Genomic DNA, 19,475 nt, shown 5'->3' on the forward strand with positions numbered 1-19,475 from the left:
TCTCGAGCGGCTGTGCGACCCCGAATGTCGTTGTAATGGCGGACTTTGAGTTCCTGAGGTAGATGTTCGGATCCATCCGCCGAATCGCGATACTTACGCGGACGTCAATGTAGGCTGACGCCTATCGGCCGTGCCGGCGAGATGACGTGTGGCGCCGTCGACATAGGTCGCCGATGCGAAGGATTGGCCGATGACGTATCTGAGTGTGGAACCGGACCTCATCGCCGCGGCCGTGGCAGATCTGGCAAACGTTCGCGGTGCGGTCGTCGCGGCAAACGCCGGCGCAGCCGCCGAGACGGTCGGCTTCGCGGCCGCGGCGGCCGACGAGGTGTCGGCCGCAATCGCGAAATTCTTCGACACATACGGCCGGGAGTGTCAGCTGCTGATGGGGCGGGCGGCGGAATTTCACGCCAACTTCGCCCGGGGCCTGACAGCTGGTGGGCTCGCCTACCTGGAGACCGAAATCGCCAATGCCTTTGCAGGCGTGCTCTATTCAGAAATTTCGCCGTTCCGGTCTCTGCTGACCAGCATGGCCACCGCTCCGGCGGCCGCCGTCACCCTCGTCATGGGCGCCAGTGGCTATCCGATCCCGATTCAGGACTACATCCAAGGGCTCCCGCCGCTGTACATCGACCCCTTCTTCCCCGGTGGCCCCAACATCGGTATCAACACTCCGGAGGGTCTCTATCCGCTGACCGGCGTCAAGGACCTGACCTTCGACGTCTCAGCGGCACGTGGTTTGACGATCCTCAACAATGCGATCAATCAGGCCTTCGCCGGGCTGCCGGCCGGCAGCAACGTGAACGTCTTTGGCTATTCGCAGAGCTCGGTCATAGCTTCGATGGAGATGAAGGCGCTCAATCCGGGCAACGTATTCGGAGCCGGACCGAACTTGAACTTCACGCTCGTCGGCAACCCCTCCAACCCCAACGGCGGCCTGCTGACTCGATTCCCGGGACTCAGCCTGCCCAGTCTGGGACTGACCCTGTTCGGTACGGCAACGCCGGACAATTCCTTTGCCACCAACATCTTTACCAGGGAGTACGACGGATTCGGCGACTTCCCTCAGTACCCACTCAATATCGTGTCCGACATCAACGCGTTCCTGGGCATCATCGAGTTGCACGGCAGCTACCCATTCCTGTCCCCCGAGCAGCTGACGGTACCGCCCGCGGGTACCGCCGTGGAGTTGACGAACACGGTCGGGCCCGTCTCCACGCACTACTACATGATCCGCACCGAAAACCTGCCGATTCTGTCTCCGCTTCGCGCTATCCCGGTAATCGGCCATCCGCTGGCCTCGCTGATCGAGCCCAACATGCGTGTCATCGTCAATCTCGGCTACGGAAGCACGACGCAGGGCTGGTCGCCGGATCCACCGAATGTCCCCACCGGTTTCGGGGTGATCCCTCCGGTCAGTCCACTCGAGATCGCGCAGGCTTTGGGTGCCGGGACGCAGCAGGGGATTAGCGATTTCGCGGCCGACATCAGGGCCATGATCGCCTCGCCACCTGCCGTTCCCGTACCGGATATGCCAACAATCCTGCAGTCGATCAACACCGGCGGCACCACCCTGGCCAACGGGTTGTCCTCGACGCTGTCCTCGCCGGACAGTTTCATCGCGTCCGTACAGGCGGCGAACAACTACGTCACCAACGGGATATCGACGTCGGCCTCGGCGGCCGTGGCGACGTTGCTACCGACGGCGGACGTCGCCAACGCGATGGTGACCTCCGTGCCCTCCTACAACATCAACATCATGCTGACCGGGGCAGAGATGATCGCCGACGGAGATCCGCTGGGCGGCAGCATCTATGCCCTCGGCGGACCGCTGGCCGCCAATGTCGGCCTGTTAACCCTGTTCGCCGGCTTCGAGGTCCGCGTTTTCCAGCACGCGCTCTCCCAGATCATCAGCGCGTGGACGGGTGCGCCCCCGCCGTCGACGGCGGTCGGCGCGTTCGGAACGGCGTTCTGAAGCACCGTCACACGTAGCGCCCGGGCAGAACGGGCGTTATTCCTCCTCGCCTTCGATCCGCACGCCGTGCCAGAACGCGACATGATTCTTGATCTTGCGCGCCAACGGACTCGGCTTCGGGTAGTACCAACCCGCGTCGGCGTTGACTTCCCCGTCGACGCGCACGTCGTAGTAGTGCGCAACACCCTTCCACGGGCACAGGGTCGAGGTCTTGCTGTCGGTGAAGTACTCCCGCCGCAACGACTCCGGCGGGAAGTAGTGATTGCCCTCCACCCGAACCGTCCGCGGCGCCTCGGCCAGTACCGCGCCATTCCACACTGCTCGAATCATGTTGCCAGCAAACCGATCACACGTTTCGGGCTTGCAGTTTCGGCGACTCCGGATCGAGGCCCCACGCCAAGACCCGCCGCGGATGGATGCGGATCATCGCGCCACCGTCGGTCGACAGCGCCTCGCCCTGCCCACGAATTTCGAGACCGCGCGGACGCCACGGATCGATGCTGGCGAGGTCGTCGAGCACCAGGGACACCCGCGGATTGCTCTCCACGTTGCGCAGTTTGCGGCTGCCCGCCATCGCCTTTCCGCCGATGTCGATGGTGCCCAGTTCGGCGTTGTAGGTGAACCGCACCGGCCGGACTTGCGGGGAACCTTTGGGTGTTACCGTCCCGAGTCTGCCGAGGCGCTGACTGGCCAAGTACTCGAGTTCGGTGTCGGTGAATACCGCCATGTGCTTGCTCCTTTTGGCTAAAGAACGAAGCGGAGTGGCGACAGTTTAGGAGCGGACACTCTTGCCGGTCAATGATCCTCAGCCGAGGTACTGATCGTCGCTGACCTGCTCCAGCCAGTCGACGAAACGCCCGTCGACTTCGTCTTGAATGGCGATGTGGGTCATCGACGAGCTGTCGGTGGCTCCGTGCCAGTGTTTGATCCCGGCGGGGGTCCAGACGACATCGCCGGGGTTGATCTCCTGCCGGGCGCCACCCCACTGCTGCACCCAGCCGGTGCCCTCGACCACGATAAGCCGCTGTCCCGCCGGGTGCGTGTGCCACACGCTGCGCGCACCCGCGGCGAAAGTGAGCTGTCCGGCATGGGATTTCGAGGAACCCGCCGGCCCGAACAGCTGCTTCATGGTGACATCGCCGGTGAAGAATTGTTCCGGCCCCGGCATGGCCGGGCGCTCTCCCTCATGAGTGATCTGCATGTCCGGCTCGTGTTCGTGCATGGCCCGTCCTCCTCCGGTGAGAGATACCGGTACAGAGAATAGGGACGCGCAGCCTAAGGCTCCAGAACGACTTTGCCGAGCACGCCGCCGTCGTCCAGACACTGCAGCGCGGCACGGGCCTCCGAGAGCGGATAACGCTGCGGCGGAGGCGGTTTGAGCCCGAGCGAGACCAACTGGTTGAGGCCCGAGGAGAACAGCACCGCCGAGCCGGGGACCTTGTTCAGGTATTCCCCCCACGCCACGCCCAGCACGCCGATGTTGCGCAGCAACAGGCGATTGACCGTCAGAGTCGGGACACTGCCCGCGGCGAATCCGATGACCAGCAGCTTGCCGTCGATGGCCAGCGCGCGGATCGCGTCGTCGAAGGTCCGGCCGCCGATCGGGTCCACGACGATGTCGACGCCCTGGCCGTTGGTGTACTCGTGTACCTGCTCCACCCAGCCGTCAGTCAGGTGCAGCACCCGGTCGGCACCGAGCGCGGCGACGTAGTCCATCGCGGTTTCGCGGTGCACCACCCCGATCACCTGGCTCGCGCCCATCGCCTTGGCGATCTGGACGGCGGCCGTGCCCACCCCACCGGCGGCGCCGAGCACCAGCACCGTCTGGCCGGGGCGCATCACCGCGCGGCGGGACAGCGCGAAGTACATGGTGTTGTAGTTGACCAGCAGCGACACCGCTTCGGCGTCGTCGAGCTCGGTGGGACTGCGGATCACGTGCGAGACCGGAACGGCCACCTGCTCGGCGTAGCAGCCCAGCACCCCGAAAGCCGAAACCCGTTCTCCCACACGGAAACCCGAATCAGCTGGGGCCGACCGCACCACCCCGGCACATTCCATGCCGGGGACGAACGGCGGCGGCAGCTTCAGTTGATATTTGCCCTTGGTCAACAGCAGGTCCGGGAAGCAGACGCCCGCGGCGCGTACCTCGATGACGATGTTGCCACCGCCATCGGATACGTCGTCGATGTCTGTATAGACTAAGCCGGCTGGCCCGGAAAGCTCTTGAACAACAGCGGCTTTCATTAAAGTTAGAGCTTGAATCCAGCTTTGGTCGCCGCCGAGAGGTCGGTGATCTCACCCCAGTGGTCCGCGACATCCTGAACCGTGGGCGGCTTGTCGAAGTTGGCGCCCTCGTTGCCGAACAACGCCACGCGCTGCACTTTGCCGCCGCCGACGACGAACACCGATCCGTTGTCGGCGTTCTCCTCGGTGCACAGGTAGGCCACCACCGGCGCGACGAACTCCGGCGTCAGCTTCTCCAGCACCTCCTTGGGCATGATGTCCTCGGTCATCCGGGTCGCGGCGATCGGAGCCACGGCGTTGGAGTGGATGTTGTACTTGGCCCCCTCCAGCGCCAGCGTGTTGATCAGGCCCACCAGGCCCAGTTTGGCTGCGCCGTAGTTGGTTTGGCCGAAGTTGCCGAACAGGCCGCTGGTCGAGGTGGCGACCACGACCCGGCCGAAGCTCTGCTCGCGGAAGTGCGGCCACGCGGCGCGGATGACGTTGTATCCGCCGTAGAGGTGCACCTTGAGGACGGCGTCCCAGTTCTCCGACGTCATCTTGTGGAAGGTGCCGTCCCGCAGGATGCCGGCGTTGCTCACCACACCGTGGACGGCGCCGAACTCGTCGAGCGCGGTCTTGATGATGTTGGCGGCGCCGTCCGCCTCGGCGACGCTGTCGTAGTTGGCGACCGCGCGACCCCCGCCGTCCCGGATCTCGGCGACCACCTGGTCGGCCATCGCCGAGCCGGCGCCCGTGCCGTCCCGGGCTCCGCCGAGGTCGTTGACGACCACGCTGGCGCCCTCCCGGGCGAGGGTGAGGGCGTACTCGCGGCCCAGTCCCCCACCGGCTCCGGTAACTACGACGACGCGATCCTGCACTCCGGGCATCAGTTTCCTCTCTGGTGGCTATCAGGGTTGAGCGCCGGCACCAGGGACCTGGTGCCGGCGAGGGCGGAAGTCGGCGGCTAGAACAGCTTGCGCGCCAGCTTGAAGGCCCGCTCGGTGTACGGCGGGTAGATCATGGCGGAGAAGTCGGGGCGGGTCGGCTTGGTGAGCACCGACTTGCGGTGGCTGAACTCGTCGAAGCCCCACTTGCCGTGGTAGGCGCCCATTCCCGACGATCCGACACCGCCGAACGGCAGCTTGGCCGTCGACACCTGGAAAGCGAGGTGGTTGATCAGCATGCCGCCGGCGGGCACCTCTTTGATGAACCGCTCGCGGGTCGCCTTCGACTTGGTGAACAGGTACGCCGACAGCGGCTTGGGCCGGGCGTTGATGAAGGCGATGGCCTCGTCCAGGTTCTTGACGGTCAGCACCGGCAGGATCGGCCCGAAGATTTCGTTCTGCATCAGCGACCCGTCCGGAGCGGGGTCGACGACCACGGTCGGCTGGATCCGCAGGCTGGACGCATCGCGCTTGCCGCCAACGGCGACCTTCGACGTGCCGTCCGCCTCGGCCTCGGAGATGTAACCGCTCAACCGGTTGAACTGGCGCTCGTTGACGATGCGCATGCCGTCCTGGTTGTCCTTGGAACGGAATTTGGTGATGGAAGCGGCGATCTTGTCGACGAGTTCGTCGCGAATCGACGCGTCGGCCAGCACGTAGTCGGGTGCGACGCAGGTCTGTCCGGCGTTGAGGATCTTCAGCCAGGCGATGCGCTTGGCGGCGACGTCCACGTCGCCATCGGCCGCGACCACGACCGGGCTCTTTCCGCCGAGTTCCAGCGTGACCGGCGTCAGGTGCGGAGCCGCGCCCTCGTACACCTTGCGCCCGATCTCGGTGCCGCCGGTGAACATCACGCGGTCCAGCCCCTGCGCGATCAGCTCCTGGCTGACCATGCCGTCGCCCTCGATCACCGCGACCGCATCCTTGTCCAGGTACTTCGGCACCAGCTCGGCCATTAGGTGCGACGACGCCGGGGCCAATTCCGACGGCTTGAGGATGACGGCGTTGCCCGCGGCCAGCGCACCGACGGCGGGACCCAGCGTCAGGTAGAACGGGTAATTCCAGGCACCGATGATGAGCACGGTGCCGTACGGCTCGTACTCGACCCAGCCCCGGCCGGGCAGCTGCGGCGCCTCCAGCAACAGGTACTTGCGGCGCATCCACTTCTTGAGCTTCTTGGCCGCATACTTGGCCTCGCCGGCGGTGGTGGCGATGTCGGCGATGAATGCCTCGACGTGGTTGCGGTCGAGGTCCTCGGCCAGCGCGGCGGCGATGGCGGGCTCGTTCTCCTCCACCAGCTTCGTCAGCTGCTCGAGCTGGTGCTTGCGCCACTCGTAACTGCGGGTGCGCCCGGTGGCGAAAGTTTTGCGGAGCCGGGCCACGGTGTCGGCGACACTCGGTTGCGTGGCCGCGTGCCCGTTGGTGGGCCCGGTGGCGGCTTTCGGCAGGGAATCGGTGGTCATCGTTGTCCTTCCTTCCCCGAGGTGCCCGCAGCAGGTCGCGCGCGGTCGCTCATCGGTGATAACCGCGATCCTAGCCATCCGGCCCGGACAGCAATAGGACGGCAACCGGAAAGATCCGGTCAGGACTTGATTGCGACCACGAAACCGTTCTGAAATGGTCCTGGCTCTTCTTGCGGTGGCCTGCCCAAGCGGATCGCCTCGTCGCGGGCGGTGACCGATTTGGTCGGTGTCGAGACCAGCAGGTCAGCGAACTCGTCCCGGATCAGCGGGGACTCGCATTACTGCCGCTCCGCCGTCACGAATTCGGAGAAGGCGTCCTTGTCGTCGGCCATCGGCACTTCGGCGACCCAGCGCCCCAGTCGCTGCATCTCGTCGCCGGAGCTCACGGCGGAGGCGCGCCAGCCGTGCTCGTTGAGCCAGTCGGCGACGGGCGCCCGATGCTCGTCGCGGTACATGAGCTCGCCGACGTCGATCGTCTCCTCCAGACCGATCCCCTCGGCGATCTTCTTGAACCGCTCCCGCATCTGCTCGCGCCGCTCGTCGGCGTGCGACGCCGCCGTCTCGGCGGCGATCCGGCTGCCCGGCGGGCTCAACTCGCCGACCAGGGTGAACAGCCTGTCCTGCGCCTCCGCGGGCAGGTACATCAGCAGACCCTCGGCCAGCCACGCGGTGCGCGCGCTCGGGTCGAAACCCGCCGCACGCAAGGCGGCCGGCCAATCCTGCCGAAGGTCAATGGCCACCGCGCGGCGGTCGGCCGACGGAGTCACACCGTTGTCGGCCAGGGTCGTGGACTTGTATTCGAGTACCTGCGGTTGGTCGATCTCGTAGACGGTGGTGCCGGCCGGCCAGTCCAGCCGGTAGGCGCGCGAGTCCAGACCGGACGCCAGAATCACCACCTGGCGGATGCCGGTGGCGACGGCGTCGGCGAAGAACGTGTCGAAGAAATTGGTCCGCACCGCCTGATAGCCGCGCATGTGCCGGACCATGGCGGCAGCTTCGGCGTCCAGCGTCTCCACCTTGGCCGCGACAGCCGGATCCAGCATGGCCTCCCACAGCACACCAGCGTTGGCGTTGGTGACCAGGAGCTTGGCGTACGGGTCGCGGATCAGCGCGTCGGGCTGTTCGGTCTCGACCGCCCGGGCCGCGGCGACCATCACCGCGGTGGTTCCGACGCTGGTCCTGATGTCCCAGGTGTCGTCGTGGCTGCGCAGCGTGCTCATTCGCGTACTCCTCGGATCAATCTGCTGGTGATGGCCTCATCGATCAGGTCCTGCGGTACCGGCCGGCCCAAACGAGCCATCTCCCGGTGGTTGTCGACACTGTGCACTTGCCAGCCGTGCTCGGCCAGCCACTGTGCAGGGTCGGAGCGGTGCGGCTCGTGATAGGTGAGTGCCTCGACGTCGACATCCAGACCCAGCCGGTCGCGCATCCGGTTCCACCGCTGTTTGTTACCGGTCAGCTTCAGGTTGAAGGCCTCGACGGCGAGCTGACTGCCCGGTGCGCTGAGCGCGGTGCACATCTCGAAAAGCCGGTCCTGCGCATCGCTGGGCAGATAGGCCAGCAGACCCTCGGCCAGCCATGCGGTGGGGCGGTCCGGGTCGAAGCCGGCGCCGGTCAGGGCGGCGGGCCAGTCATCGCGAAGGTCGACCGCGACGGCGCGCCTGGTCGCCGCGGGCTGCGCGCCGTGCGAACTCAGAATCCCGGCCTTGTACTCCAGCACCTTGGGTTGGTCAATCTCGTAAACCGTTGTGCCCGAGGGCCATTGCAGTCGGTAAGCCCGCGAGTCCAGGCCCGCGGCGAGAATCACGACCTGCCGGATGCCGGCCCCCGCAGCAGAAGCGGCGGTTTCGAAGAACTCGTCGAAGTAGTGGGTGCGAACCGCTTGATAGTCGCACCCGATGCGATGGATCCGCCGGCCGTGCTCGTCGCCGTCGAGCCATTCCATCTCGGCGTCGGCTAACCGGGCCCACCCCGGGCCTGCCGGGGACACCAGAAGTGCGGCGAACTCGTCGCGAATCAGGGGGTCGGGTCCGGCGGTCTCCACCGCGCGGGAGGCGGCAACCGCCAGCGCGGTGGCGCCGACACTTTCGGTGATGTGCCAGCTGTCGCCGGCTGTCCGTAGCGAGGGCGAGTCCAGATCAGTCATGACCCGACCATGCTACCTAATAAGTTAGGCAACCTATACGCTTTGTGCGTCAGGTCACCGGGATCAGACCTGGGCCCGCCACAGCGTGCCGGCGATCAACTGCTGCAGCGTTCCCAGGATGTTCTCCACTTCGGAGTAGCTGCCCACGAACCCGGCATAGAACCCGACACCGCACAACATCATCACCAGTGCCTCGGCCAGCACGGCCGCGTCGGTGTCGGGGGCGAGTTCACCGCTGGCAATGGCGTCGTCGATCGCCGAGACCAGGAACTCCCGAGTGATCGATATTGCGTCGTTGTCGTCCCGCCTCAACTCGGGGTGCCGTTGCGACTCCAGTACGGCCGTACTCAAAAATGCTGCGGTGCTGGGATTTTGAGCATCAGCCTCCGAAGCGACGGCGATGAAGGCGGCGAGCCGGCCGGCCAGGGTCGAGGCGCAGCGTGCCCGTTCGATACCCGCGAAGACGACGAGTTCGTTGGTCCGGTCGGCCACTTCGGTGTACAGCACCCGCTTGCTGGGGAAGTAGTGGTTGATCGCCGGGCGGGTCAGATCGGCCCGCACGGCGATCGCCTGGAACGTCGCTCCGTCGTACCCACGTTCGCTGAACACTTGACGCGCAGCCCTGACGATGCGCTTTCGTGTGTCATCTGCTTTTGCGGCGGGGGGACGCCCGGGTCCCCGACTTGCCAGTTGAGGCATTACTAGAGTGTGCCACCGCCACGGTGCGGCATCAGAGCGTTCGGCGGGATGCTACGGAACTTGCCAGCTTGGTAATCCTCCAGCGCCTCGATCACCTCGGCGCGCGTGTTCATCACGAACGGCCCGTAATGGAACACCGGCTCCCGGATGGGCCGTCCACCCAGCAGCAACACGTCCAGCGGCTGCGCCCGGTCCGGTTGTGCGCTCACCGTGATCCGGTCCCCCGGCCCCAGCACGGCCAGCTGACCCTGCTTGACGGGATGACCGACCGGGCCCACCGACCCCTGTCCGGAGAGCACGTACACCAGGGCATTGAAGTCGCGGCCCCACGGCACATTCAGTCGAGCGCCGCTTTCGATCGTCGCGTGCGCCATGGTGATCGGCGTGTGTGTCACTCCCGGCCCACAGTGGCCGTCGATCTCCCCGGCGATCAGACGGATCAGCGCCCCACCGTCGTCGGAGGACAGCAATGCCGAGTCGGTGCCCTCGATGGCCTGGTACCGGGGTGCGGCGAACTTGTCGCGCCTCGGCAGATTCACCCAGAGTTGAATGCCGTGGAAGACACCTCCGCTGGTGACCATCTCGGCGGGCGGGGTCTCGATGTGCAGGATCCCGGATCCCGCCGTCATCCACTGCGTCGCGCCGTCACCGATCAGGCCGCCGCCGCCGTGGGAATCCTGATGGGCAAACTTCCCGTCGATCATGTAGGTGACGGTTTCGAACCCGCGGTGCGGGTGCCAGTCGGTGCCGCGCGGCTCGCCTGGCTCGTAGTTCACCTCACCCATCTGATCCATGTGGATGAAGGGGTCCAGCGCGGCGGTGCTGACCCCGGCGAAGGCACGGACCACCGGGAATCCCAGTCCTTCATAGCCCCGGGGACCGGTGGTGACCGATCGGACCGGCCTTTCGGTATCCGCCGGCCCGGCCGGGTTGACCCTCGGTAGGGCGAGTGTGTCTGCGGTGATAGCGGGCATGTGGGGCCTCCTCCAACTTGAGTTACCCCTATTAACCGGACCGCGGTCCGTTTATTCCGTGTCCCGGAGCTGCTAACCTCCGGGACATGCCGGAGGAGCCGAACGAGGCGCCCCCTGAGTCCGCCGGCGGCCGGTTCGGCGCCTCCATCCGAAACGCGGGCTACCTGCCCAAGTGGTTTCTGCTGGGCACCACGATCGGGGTCATCTCCGGCCTGGGCGCCGTCGTCTTCTACCTGGCTCTCACGTACACCGGCGAATTCCTGCTCGGCTATCTCGCCGGCTATCACGTCCCTACGCCGCTGGGCGAAGGGGGCCGGCGCGGGTCGAACGGGTTCATCCGGCCGTGGGCCATTCCCCTGGTGACGACGGGCGGTGCACTGCTCTCGGCGTTCGTCGTCGCCAAGTTCGCACCGGAGGCCACGGGCCACGGCACCGACGAGGCCATCGAGGCCGTGCACACCGATCCCCGCGCCATCCGCGCCCGGGCCGTCCTGGTGAAACTGGTGGCCAGCGCGCTGACCATCGGCTCCGGAGGCTCGGCCGGACGCGAAGGCCCCACGGCGCAGATTTCCGCCGGCTTCTCCTCGCTCCTCACGCGCCGCCTGGGCCTGTCCGATGAGGACGGCCGGGTAGCCGTCGCACTCGGCATCGGGGCGGGTATCGGGGCCATCTTCGCCGCACCGCTGGGCGGGGCGGTCCTGGCCGCGTCCATCAGCTATCGCGACGACTTCGACTACCGCAGCCTGATACCCGGCTTCATCACCTCCGGCACGGCCTATGCGGTGCTCGGGTCCTTCCTCGGGTTCGATCCACTCTTCGGCTACATCGACGCTGAATACCGCTTCGAGCGGGCCTGGCCACTGCTGTGGTTCGTGGTGCTCGGTGTGGTGGCGGCGGCAGTGGGCTACTTGTATGCGAGGTTCTTCCACTCGACCGTCGCGCTCGTGCGCCGGCTGCCGGGTGGCCCGATCCTCAAGCCCGCGGCGGGCGGGTTGGCGGTCGGGCTGCTGGGATTGGTGATTCCGCAGATCTTGGGCAGTGGTTACGGCTGGGCCCAACTGGCGGCCGACCGCGACTCACTGATGTCCATTCCGCTGTGGATCATCCTCGTCCTGCCGGTCGCCAAGATCGTCGCGACGTGCCTGTCCATCGGCTCGGGCGGGTCAGGCGGCCTGTTCGGGCCCGGGATCGTGATCGGCGCCTTCGTGGGGGCGGCGATCTGGCGTCTCGGCGACCTGGCCGGACTTCCCGGTGTGCCGGAGCACCCGGGGATCTTCGTCGTCGTCGGGATGATGACCTGTTTCGGCAGCGTTGCGCGTGCGCCGCTGGCGATCATGATCATGGTCGCGGAGATGACGGGGTCATTCTCCGTGGTGCCTGGTGCGATCCTGGCCGTCGGCATCGCGGCGCTGCTGATGTCGCGGACCAACGTCACGATCTACGAGGCACAGCGGCTCGATCGGGCGGCAGCCGAAGCCGAGCGCGCGCAGGGCGATGCGCCGAACGTGAACTGACGGCGAGATTTTCGCGATTTTCTCGCCGTCAGTTCACGTTGGGCGTCTGCCTTGAGTGGCTACCGCGCCGCGTCGGCGGCGCTCTTTTCCGAGGTGGCGCCTTCGTGGGCCAGCTTGCCGCCGGCGCTCTCCAGGTGCGCACGGACGAACCACTGGAACTTCTCCAATTGCCCGGCCTGCCCGATCAGCAGATCCTGGGTGACCTGGTCGAGTTCGTCGGTCTCGTCGATGGCCTTGCGGATGTCCTCGATGACACCGGTGTAGACCAGGTCGAGCGCGGCCAGGTGGGCCTGGACGGTGTCGCGCCCCACCGAGTAGTCATCCCAGTCCCGGTCGTTGATGATGGCGTTCGGCGTGCCCTTCGGCGAAGCGCCCAGTGCCGCGATGCGCTCGGCCACGTCGTCCGCGTAGCCGCGCACCGCGTCTACCTGCGGGTCGATCATCTCGTGCACGCCAATGAAGTTGGGGCCCACCACATTCCAGTGGATGTGCTTGAGCGTCAAGTGCAGGTCGTTGTAGGTGCTGAGCTGCCGCTGCAGGATTTCGGCGAGCCGCGCGCCCTGCTTGTCGCTGAGCCCCGGAATCGTGAACTGCGTCATTGGATTTCTCCCTGAAATCTTTCGTTTGATGTCCTTTCTGCGAGTACCCGGTGAGGGAGGCGCTAACCCTGAGCCACGTCACAGTGGATGGATCTGCTGCACCGGCAGACGAGGCCCGCGTCGCGGTTCGTAGGCCAGGCCGCTGGCTTCCAACACCCGCACCACCCGGTGCCGGTGCGGCCGCATCGGTTCCAGCAACTCGAGCATGCCGGCGTCGTCGAGCGGGCGTCCGATCAGCGTCCAGCCGATCATCTTGGAGACGTGGTAGTCGCCGACCGACAGTGCATCGGCGTCACCGAACGCCCGCTGCGCGGTCTCGGCCGCGGTCCACACTCCGACACCCGGCAGCGACATCAGCGCCTGCCGCGCCTGCTCCGGCGGCAACCTCACCAGCCGTTCCAGCGACGACGCGCGTCGCGCACACCCCACCACCGTCTGGGCGCGTCCCGGATCGACGTTGGCGCGGTGAAACTCCCACGACGGGATGTAGCGCCACGCGTCCGCGGACGGCAGTACCCGCATACCGTCCGGTGCCGGCCCCGGTGCCGGGGTGCCGTACTTGGTCACCAGCAGCCGCCAGGCCCGGAACGCGTCGGCGCCGGGCACCCGCTGCTCTATCACTGCCGGGATCAGCGCTTCCAGCACCTGACCGGTGCGCCCCAGTCGCAGGTGGGGCACCTTGCGGTGGGCGGCGGCCACAGTCGGCTCCTGCGGCTGGAAATCCGACGCGTCGTCCTCGGCACCGAGCATCGCCGGAAACAACTCGGCGAACTCCGTCGCACCGGCACCCCAGGCCTGGCAGCGGGCCGTGTCGCGACCGACGCGGGTGATGCGCGCCGCGACCGGCCCGCTGGGCAGCAGGCTCGTCCGCCAAATGGAGCCGTCGCCACCGGCCCGGAAACAGGGGTCGCCGCGGCCTCGCCGCAGCGGCGCGAGGGTATGCCCGAAGCCGCCGGCCCCGGGAAACGTGACGTCGCGTGTGGTCTGCACCTCGATGACTCTTCCTACCGCACGGCACCGACCGAAGCCCGCGTTGATTGACCGTCAACTGTCCGCCGAGACAGGATGGGCCTGTGATGTTGCCGTGATGACGCCTTTCGACGACCCACAGGCCGAACTGGCATGGATGTTCCTGCAGAGCATGTGCGAGGGCGGAGACCTCGACGAAGGCTTCCAGCTGCTCAGCGACGACTTCACCTACTGGACCATCATCACGCGTGAGGAGTGGAACAAGGAGACCCTGCGGCGCGTCGTCGAACGGCGCAAGCAGGTCTTCGAGATCAACATCGATCTGCGGCGCTGCGTCAACGAGGGCGAGACGGTGGTGGTCGAAGGGCAGGTCTACGGCGCCACCGCCGACGGCACCGAGTACGACAGCCCGTTCGTCTGCATCTTCGACACCCGCGACGGCATGATCGTGTCACTTCGCGAGTACACCGACACCCAGGCGCTGGCGCGGGTGTTTCCCTGACCTGTTAGCCGACGGTGATCTCGGCTTTGTTCGGATAGAACGCGACGTGCCCGGCGATCGCCCCGACCGCGGGGTAGGGCTGTTCGTAGGTCCAGATCGCGTCCTTGACGGTGTCGCCGGCCGAGGTGGTCACGCTGTAGTAGCTGGCCTCACCCTTGAACGGGCAGTAGCTGGTGGTGTCGGTCCTGGTGATCCGCTCCTGCACCACATCCGTCAACGGAATGTATTGCACCAGAGGTAAAGTCGCCTCCTGCAAGCCCAGCGCGGCGGTGGTGTCGGCGACCAGTTCACCGTTGACGCGTACCTGGACGCGGCCCTGCGTCGGCTCGATCGTGATCGGGTGACCTGCGTTCGGTTCTTTGATTTCCGGATGGCTCATGCGAAGTGCAACGCCGGCGGGGCGCCGGCATTCCCGTCAGTAGGCATAACGGTGATACTGCGCCATCGTCCGCAACACCGGCACCCGCGCCATCATCCGGCCCATCCACCTGAACACGGGGGGCACCAGGTCGAAGGTGTCGCTGTCGAACACCGATTCCCACGCCACCAGCCGGACACCTGGAACCGCATCGAGGATGTCTGACGGTCCGTCGATCCCCCAGTGCAGGGTCGACCCGGAGCGGCGGACCACGGAGTTGATCACCTGCGTGCGAATACCGAACGTGTTGAACGCGTCGAATTGCAGTTCGCCGCAAGGGAATCGGTCGACCACGCGGCGCAACAGCGCCAGACCGTCGGCCTTGGTCAGATACATCGTCAGACCTTCGCCGAGGAACAGGGTGGGACGGTCGGCCGGTATGTCGGCGAGCCATTGCGGGTCGGTCACCGAGGCCGCGACCGTGCGGCAGTGCTCGCGAGGGGGATAGAGCCGCTCGTACAACTCGATCACCGCCGGGTAGTCGATGTCGTACCACCGCACGCCCGGGCCTGGATCGAGCCGATGGACCCTGGCATCCAGCCCGCAGCCGACATGCAGCACCGTCGCCTCGGGATGGGCGGACAGAAACTGCCGGGTCCAGTTGTCGAAATGGGCGCTGCGCACCGCTACCGACGGGGCCCGCCGCGCGGTGATAGTCGTTGCGGCCCAGTCGTAGTCGATGCGTGCCACGGCCGCCTTCGCGTACTCGTCGTGCAGGATCGACGTGGGCGAGTCGGCGTCGAGCGCCTTGGCATACAGCGTCGCGAGCATGGTCTGAGGTGGCCCGTGGAGGTCCACGTGAACACGTTCCATCACCCCGAGCCTATTCGGGTGCGGCAGCCTTCTTCGCGGCCTTTCGCATACCGGCCCAGAAGCGGGCCGCCTCCCGGATCGACTCCTCCACCGGCCGTGGTTTCCAGCCCAGTTCGCGTACCGCCTTGCTGTGGTCGACCGGGGCTTCGGCCCGCATCATCCGCACCGAGTCGAGGCTCAGTTCGGCGTCCTTGCCGGTCAGCCGGGCCCGCAGGCTGCCGAACGCGCCCAGGGCATAGAGCACCGGCACCGGTATCGACCGTTGCGGTGGCCGGACCCCGGCCTCGTCGGCCGCGATGCGCACCACGTCGGACAGGGCCATCATGCGTTCGGAGATCAGGTACTTCTCGCCGTTGCGGCCGCGCTCGGCGGCCAGAATCATTGCCCGGGCCGCGTCGTCGACGCCGACCACCTCCAGCTGGATGCCGCTCATCTGGAACGGCAGCTTGCCGAAGACGGCGCCGGCGATGAAGGCGCCGTGCGGCGTGCGACCCCAGTCGCCGCTGCCGTACGTGGTCGAGACGCACATCGCGACGGCCGGCAGGCCGTAGTCGGCGACGTAGCGCATCACCAGGTCCTCGGCCTGCACCCGCGACTGGACGTAGGGGGTGACCTTACGTGCGCCGATCCGGTCGGCTTCGGAGGCGACGTGACCGTGCCGGCGGTCCACCGAGGCATACGTGCTGGTGAAGACGAACCGGTGCAAATCAAGCTCTTTCGCGACGTCGAGCACGTTGCGCAAGCCCTCGACGTTGGTGCGGAACAGCGGAGCCGGGTCGCGCAGCCAGGCGCGGGTGTCCACCACGCAGTAGTAGACGTCGTCGCACCCGTCCATGGCTTCGCGCACCGTGGCGGTGTCGAAGATGTCGCCCTGAAACCTCGTCACCTCAAGGTCGTCGATCGCGCGGGTGTTGGCGGTGGGCCGCACCATCACGCGCACGTCATGGCCGTCCTCGACCAGCAGGCGGGTCACGTGCGACCCGAGGAAACCGTTGGCACCGATGACCAGTTTCGGCTTACCGCTCACTGCGCTCCCCCGTATTGCTTCATGAAGGCGGCGGCGTCGTCGTCGAGGTTGCCGCATTCCTGCGCCTTGCGGCACCACTTCAGCGCGGCCTGCACGAAGCGCAGCGGGTTGTAGATGTCTTCCTGGCGGCGCCACAGGCCGTCGCCGGCGTAGGTGATGATCGAGATGTTGGTCGCGGTGATCACGCTGCCGTCGCCCGGGTCGCGCATCGGGTTGTCGAGTTCCATGATGATCCGCCCGGTCGGTTCGTCGATGACCGACCACAGTGACGGGAACTCCACCATGTGGCTGCCCGGGAATGCCGTCATGGTCCGCTTGATCCAGGTGCGGACCTCGTCTCGCCCGTGCATGGTGCCGGCCGCGTGCTCGATGTATTCGACATCGGGGGTGTAGTGCTGCACCCAGGCGTCCCAGTCGTGCGTTTCGGCGGCTCTGGCCACGGTCTGTTCGAACTGCGCGAAGGCCGCCGCCAGTTCACTTTTGGGGAATTCCGGGCCGCTCACGAGCCGTTACACCTCACGGGCGGAGTGTAGCCTGGGGGCGTTATCGGCCCCGGGCCGGTTAGGAGGACAGCAATGACGAGCACGCAAAAGGCCATCCTCGCGGGTGGCTGCTTCTGGGGCATGCAGGACCTGATCCGCAGGCAGCCCGGTGTGGTCTCCACCCGCGTCGGCTACAGCGGTGGCGACGTGCCCAACGCGACTTACCGCAACCACGGCACCCATGCCGAGGCGGTGGAGATCGTCTTCGACCCGTCGGCCACCGACTACCGCACCCTGTTGGAGTTCTTTTTTCAGATCCACGACCCCACCACGAAAAACCGCCAGGGCAACGATCGCGGCATGAGCTACCGCTCGGCGATCTTCTATCTGGACGACGAACAGAAGCGGGTGGCGCTGGACACCATCGCCGACGTCGAGGCGTCCGGATTATGGCCGGGCAAGGTGGTCACCGAGGTCAGCCCCGCGGGCGACTTCTGGGAGGCCGAACCCGAGCACCAGGACTACCTGCTGCGCTACCCCAACGGCTACACCTGCCACTTCGTGCGGCCGGGCTGGAAGCTGCCGCGACGGGCCAAGGCTACTCAGTAGCTTCGGAAGGAAGGCGCCTGACCACAATTTGGCCGCCGTCTTTCGGCACGAACGCCACCCCCCGGCCGTGCCACGCCTCGTCCGGCGCGGTGGTGGGTTCGATGACGAACTGGCGCAGCACCGTTCGCAACACCACGTCCATCTCCATGTTGGCGAATGCGGCGCCCACGCAGCGCCTGGTGCCGCCACCGAACGGGATCCAGGCGAACGCGGGCGGTTTGTGACCGATATACCGTTGCGGATCGAAGCGCCCGGGGTCGGGGAAGACGTCCGGATTCTGGTGTATCCGGCCGATATTGACGATGATCGAGTACCCACGCGGTATCACCCACTCACCGAGTCGGTAGGTCTCCGGGTAGACGTGCCGGCCGGCGAGGTCGATGACCGTCCGGGCCCGCTGCACCTCGAGAATCGTGGCCTGCCGCAGCTCACTGCCGCCGTTGCGGGCTTCTTCGACGAGATCGGCCAGCAGCGCGGGGTGGCGGGTGATTCGCTCGAAGGCCCACGCCAGCGTCGAGGCGGTGGTTTCGTGTCCGGCGGCCAGCAGCGCCAGCAGTTCGTCGCCAATGTCCTTGCGGGACATCACCGAGCCGTCGTCGTAGGTGCTGCGCAGCATCAACGCCAGCACGTCGGTGCGATCGGCGAAGTTGGGATCTGAACGTTCCCGGTCGATCAGTTTGTCGATGACCACGTCATACTTCTGCCGGAATTCCGACAGCCTGCCCCACGGACTGAATCGACCATAGTCGCGCTTGGGCTTGGGTACCGCGGCGAGCCGGGAGCCCAGCGTCACCCACGGCGGAATGATCGTGCGCAACTCGTCGAGTTCTGCTCCCTCGGCACCGAAGACCGCGCGCAGGATGGCGTTCAGGGTGATGTGCATCATCGACGGCAACGTCGCGAACGACTGCCCCTGCGGCCAGCCGGCAGCCTCGCGCAGCGTCTCCTCCTCGATGATCGCCTCGTAGTTCTTCATGCTCTTGCCGTGGAAGGGGGGCGCCAGCAGACGGCGCCGACGGCGGTGGTCGTCACCTTCGAGCCCGAAGACCGATCCCGACCCGAACATCCGGCTGAGGTTGGGCTGGATGTTGCCGAGTTCATCCGGGCTGGTGGTGAAGACCTGTTTGGCCAGCTGGGGATCCGACACCATCACCATGTGGCCGTACATCGGGATGTGCATGGTGACGGCGGGGCCGTAACGTTCGGTCACACGTCGCAGCATCCCCTTGCGCGAGAACGCGAAGATCATGCCTTGCAACAGCTTCGGGATACGGGTGGCCGGCGGCAGCTTGACTTCGGACACTGCGCGGGCATCGATTGCTTGGCTCACGGAAGTGCGACTCCCTACGTTATGCCCCCATACCGAGGGTTGGTACTGCGGTGTACCAAGGGCTTTCCCTGTACGGTACTCTGTGGTACCAAAGGTGACAAGCGAAGGGCCCGACCGTGACCGCTCTGGCTGAAGACGGGGCGCAACCCGATCCGTTCCGGCAGCGGCTGCTCGACGGCCTGGCCGCGTCGATCCGCGAACGCGGGTATCGCACCACGACGGTCGCCGACATCGTCCGGCACGCCCGTACCTCCAAGCGCACGTTCTACGACCAGTTCACCAGCAAGGAACAGTGTTTCCTCGACTTGCTGCGGGCCGAGATCGAACTCCTGGCCGAGGACATCCGGATGGCGGTCGACCCCGACGCCGACTGGCATCAGCAGATCCGCCAGGCCGTCGAGGGCTATGTCGGCAACATCGAGTCCCGGCCGGCCATCACGCTGAGCTGGATTCGCGAACTGCCCTCGCTGGGCGACTACGCCCGCCCGGTTCAGCGTCAGGGACTCGAGCTACTGACCGGCCTGCTGGTTAATTTGAGTGGGAGTCCGGGATTTCAGCGCGCGAACCTGCCGCCGCTGACCGTTCCGCTGGCAGTGATCCTGGTGGGGGGCTTGCGGGAGTTGGTGGCGCTGGCCGTCGAGGACGGCCGGCCGGTGCGGGAGATCGTCGAACCGGCCGTCGACGCCTCCGTTGCGCTGCTCGGTCCGCGACACTGAAATGCCTTGCTTCCAACGCATTTGAGTGTGCTTCTACGCTGATACCAGCGCGGGAATCCCGTGCTGGACGCA

General features: G+C 66.4%; 22 protein-coding genes. 5 read left to right on the forward strand and 17 right to left on the reverse strand.

Annotated features, from left to right (window positions below):
* The first annotated feature begins 190 nt into the window (after positions 1-190).
* Positions 191-1,975, forward strand: coding sequence for a PE-PPE domain-containing protein (locus QXK92_RS17685; RefSeq protein ID WP_306243315.1), 1,785 nt, complete (start codon positions 191-193; stop codon positions 1,973-1,975).
* A 36-nt stretch (positions 1,976-2,011) separates the two neighbouring features.
* On the opposite strand, the gene QXK92_RS17690 is transcribed toward QXK92_RS17685, so the two are convergent.
* The 10 genes from QXK92_RS17690 to QXK92_RS17735 all read right to left on the reverse strand — a co-directional run bounded on the left by QXK92_RS17690 (position 2,012) and on the right by QXK92_RS17735 (position 10,424).
* Positions 2,012-2,305, reverse strand: a complete 294-nt coding sequence (locus QXK92_RS17690) for a DUF427 domain-containing protein (protein ID WP_306243317.1) — start codon at positions 2,303-2,305, stop codon at positions 2,012-2,014.
* A 16-nt stretch (positions 2,306-2,321) separates the two neighbouring features.
* Positions 2,322-2,702 (reverse strand): PPOX class F420-dependent oxidoreductase, encoded by a 381-nt coding sequence (locus tag QXK92_RS17695; RefSeq protein ID WP_306243319.1) that lies wholly within the window; start codon positions 2,700-2,702, stop codon positions 2,322-2,324.
* Between the two features lie 78 nt (positions 2,703-2,780).
* Complete coding sequence (locus QXK92_RS17700) at positions 2,781-3,197, reverse strand: cupin domain-containing protein (protein ID WP_306243321.1); 417 nt, start codon at positions 3,195-3,197, stop codon at positions 2,781-2,783.
* A gap of 53 nt (positions 3,198-3,250) precedes the next feature.
* Positions 3,251-4,219, reverse strand: coding sequence for an NADPH:quinone oxidoreductase family protein (locus tag QXK92_RS17705; RefSeq protein ID WP_306243323.1), 969 nt, complete (start codon positions 4,217-4,219; stop codon positions 3,251-3,253).
* 5 nt (positions 4,220-4,224) lie between these two features.
* Positions 4,225-5,085: an SDR family NAD(P)-dependent oxidoreductase gene (locus tag QXK92_RS17710; protein ID WP_306243325.1), complete on the reverse strand. Its 861-nt coding sequence runs from the start codon at positions 5,083-5,085 to the stop codon at positions 4,225-4,227.
* Positions 5,086-5,162: 77 nt separating this feature from the next.
* Positions 5,163-6,605, reverse strand: coding sequence for an aldehyde dehydrogenase family protein (locus QXK92_RS17715; protein WP_306243327.1), 1,443 nt, complete (start codon positions 6,603-6,605; stop codon positions 5,163-5,165).
* A gap of 278 nt (positions 6,606-6,883) precedes the next feature.
* Positions 6,884-7,816, reverse strand: coding sequence for a class I SAM-dependent methyltransferase (locus QXK92_RS17720; protein ID WP_306244509.1), 933 nt, complete (start codon positions 7,814-7,816; stop codon positions 6,884-6,886).
* 5 nt (positions 7,817-7,821) lie between these two features.
* On the reverse strand, positions 7,822-8,751 hold the full coding sequence (locus tag QXK92_RS17725) for a class I SAM-dependent methyltransferase (protein ID WP_306243329.1): 930 nt from the start codon (positions 8,749-8,751) through the stop codon (positions 7,822-7,824).
* 63 nt (positions 8,752-8,814) lie between these two features.
* Positions 8,815-9,450, reverse strand: coding sequence for a TetR/AcrR family transcriptional regulator (locus QXK92_RS17730; protein ID WP_306243331.1), 636 nt, complete (start codon positions 9,448-9,450; stop codon positions 8,815-8,817).
* A 2-nt stretch (positions 9,451-9,452) separates the two neighbouring features.
* Positions 9,453-10,424 (reverse strand): pirin family protein, encoded by a 972-nt coding sequence (locus QXK92_RS17735; protein WP_306243333.1) that lies wholly within the window; start codon positions 10,422-10,424, stop codon positions 9,453-9,455.
* Positions 10,425-10,510: 86 nt separating this feature from the next.
* Between QXK92_RS17735 and QXK92_RS17740 the strand changes: the two genes are divergently transcribed.
* On the forward strand, positions 10,511-11,938 hold the full coding sequence (locus QXK92_RS17740; RefSeq protein ID WP_306243334.1) for a chloride channel protein: 1,428 nt from the start codon (positions 10,511-10,513) through the stop codon (positions 11,936-11,938).
* Positions 11,939-11,997: 59 nt separating this feature from the next.
* Here QXK92_RS17740 and dps read toward each other — a convergent pair whose 3' ends face one another.
* Both dps and QXK92_RS17750 read right to left on the reverse strand, forming a co-directional pair.
* On the reverse strand, positions 11,998-12,537 hold the full coding sequence (gene dps / locus QXK92_RS17745; protein WP_306243336.1) for a DNA starvation/stationary phase protection protein Dps: 540 nt from the start codon (positions 12,535-12,537) through the stop codon (positions 11,998-12,000).
* Positions 12,538-12,615: 78 nt separating this feature from the next.
* Positions 12,616-13,527: a DNA-3-methyladenine glycosylase gene (locus QXK92_RS17750; protein ID WP_306243337.1), complete on the reverse strand. Its 912-nt coding sequence runs from the start codon at positions 13,525-13,527 to the stop codon at positions 12,616-12,618.
* A 97-nt stretch (positions 13,528-13,624) separates the two neighbouring features.
* Here QXK92_RS17750 and QXK92_RS17755 point away from each other — a divergent pair, with 97 nt between their 5' ends.
* Positions 13,625-14,008, forward strand: coding sequence for a nuclear transport factor 2 family protein (locus QXK92_RS17755; protein WP_306243339.1), 384 nt, complete (start codon positions 13,625-13,627; stop codon positions 14,006-14,008).
* 4 nt (positions 14,009-14,012) lie between these two features.
* On the opposite strand, the gene QXK92_RS17760 is transcribed toward QXK92_RS17755, so the two are convergent.
* From QXK92_RS17760 to QXK92_RS17775, 4 genes are read right to left on the reverse strand one after another with little or no spacing between them, the layout of a single operon-like run.
* Positions 14,013-14,387: a DUF427 domain-containing protein gene (locus QXK92_RS17760; RefSeq protein ID WP_306243341.1), complete on the reverse strand. Its 375-nt coding sequence runs from the start codon at positions 14,385-14,387 to the stop codon at positions 14,013-14,015.
* A gap of 36 nt (positions 14,388-14,423) precedes the next feature.
* Positions 14,424-15,239, reverse strand: a complete 816-nt coding sequence (locus tag QXK92_RS17765) for a class I SAM-dependent methyltransferase (RefSeq protein WP_306243343.1) — start codon at positions 15,237-15,239, stop codon at positions 14,424-14,426.
* A gap of 10 nt (positions 15,240-15,249) precedes the next feature.
* On the reverse strand, positions 15,250-16,266 hold the full coding sequence (locus QXK92_RS17770; RefSeq protein ID WP_306243345.1) for an NAD-dependent epimerase/dehydratase family protein: 1,017 nt from the start codon (positions 16,264-16,266) through the stop codon (positions 15,250-15,252).
* On the reverse strand, positions 16,263-16,769 hold the full coding sequence (locus QXK92_RS17775) for a nuclear transport factor 2 family protein (RefSeq protein WP_306243347.1): 507 nt from the start codon (positions 16,767-16,769) through the stop codon (positions 16,263-16,265). The genes QXK92_RS17770 and QXK92_RS17775 overlap by 4 nt, the downstream gene beginning before the upstream one ends.
* 72 nt (positions 16,770-16,841) lie before the next feature.
* Between QXK92_RS17775 and msrA the strand changes: the two genes are divergently transcribed.
* On the forward strand, positions 16,842-17,357 hold the full coding sequence (gene msrA / locus QXK92_RS17780) for a peptide-methionine (S)-S-oxide reductase MsrA (protein ID WP_306243349.1): 516 nt from the start codon (positions 16,842-16,844) through the stop codon (positions 17,355-17,357).
* Here msrA and QXK92_RS17785 read toward each other — a convergent pair.
* A complete protein-coding gene (locus QXK92_RS17785) occupies positions 17,347-18,687 on the reverse strand; it encodes a cytochrome P450 (protein ID WP_306243351.1) in 1,341 nt (446 codons plus the stop codon). The genes msrA and QXK92_RS17785 overlap by 11 nt on opposite strands.
* Before the next feature lie 116 nt (positions 18,688-18,803).
* On the opposite strand from QXK92_RS17785, the gene QXK92_RS17790 reads away from it, so the two are divergent.
* Complete coding sequence (locus tag QXK92_RS17790) at positions 18,804-19,403, forward strand: TetR/AcrR family transcriptional regulator (protein ID WP_306243353.1); 600 nt, start codon at positions 18,804-18,806, stop codon at positions 19,401-19,403.
* Positions 19,404-19,475: the final 72 nt, after the last annotated feature.

Source organism: Mycobacterium sp. TY815 (assembly GCF_030755135.1).
Taxonomy (GTDB): domain Bacteria; phylum Actinomycetota; class Actinomycetes; order Mycobacteriales; family Mycobacteriaceae; genus Mycobacterium.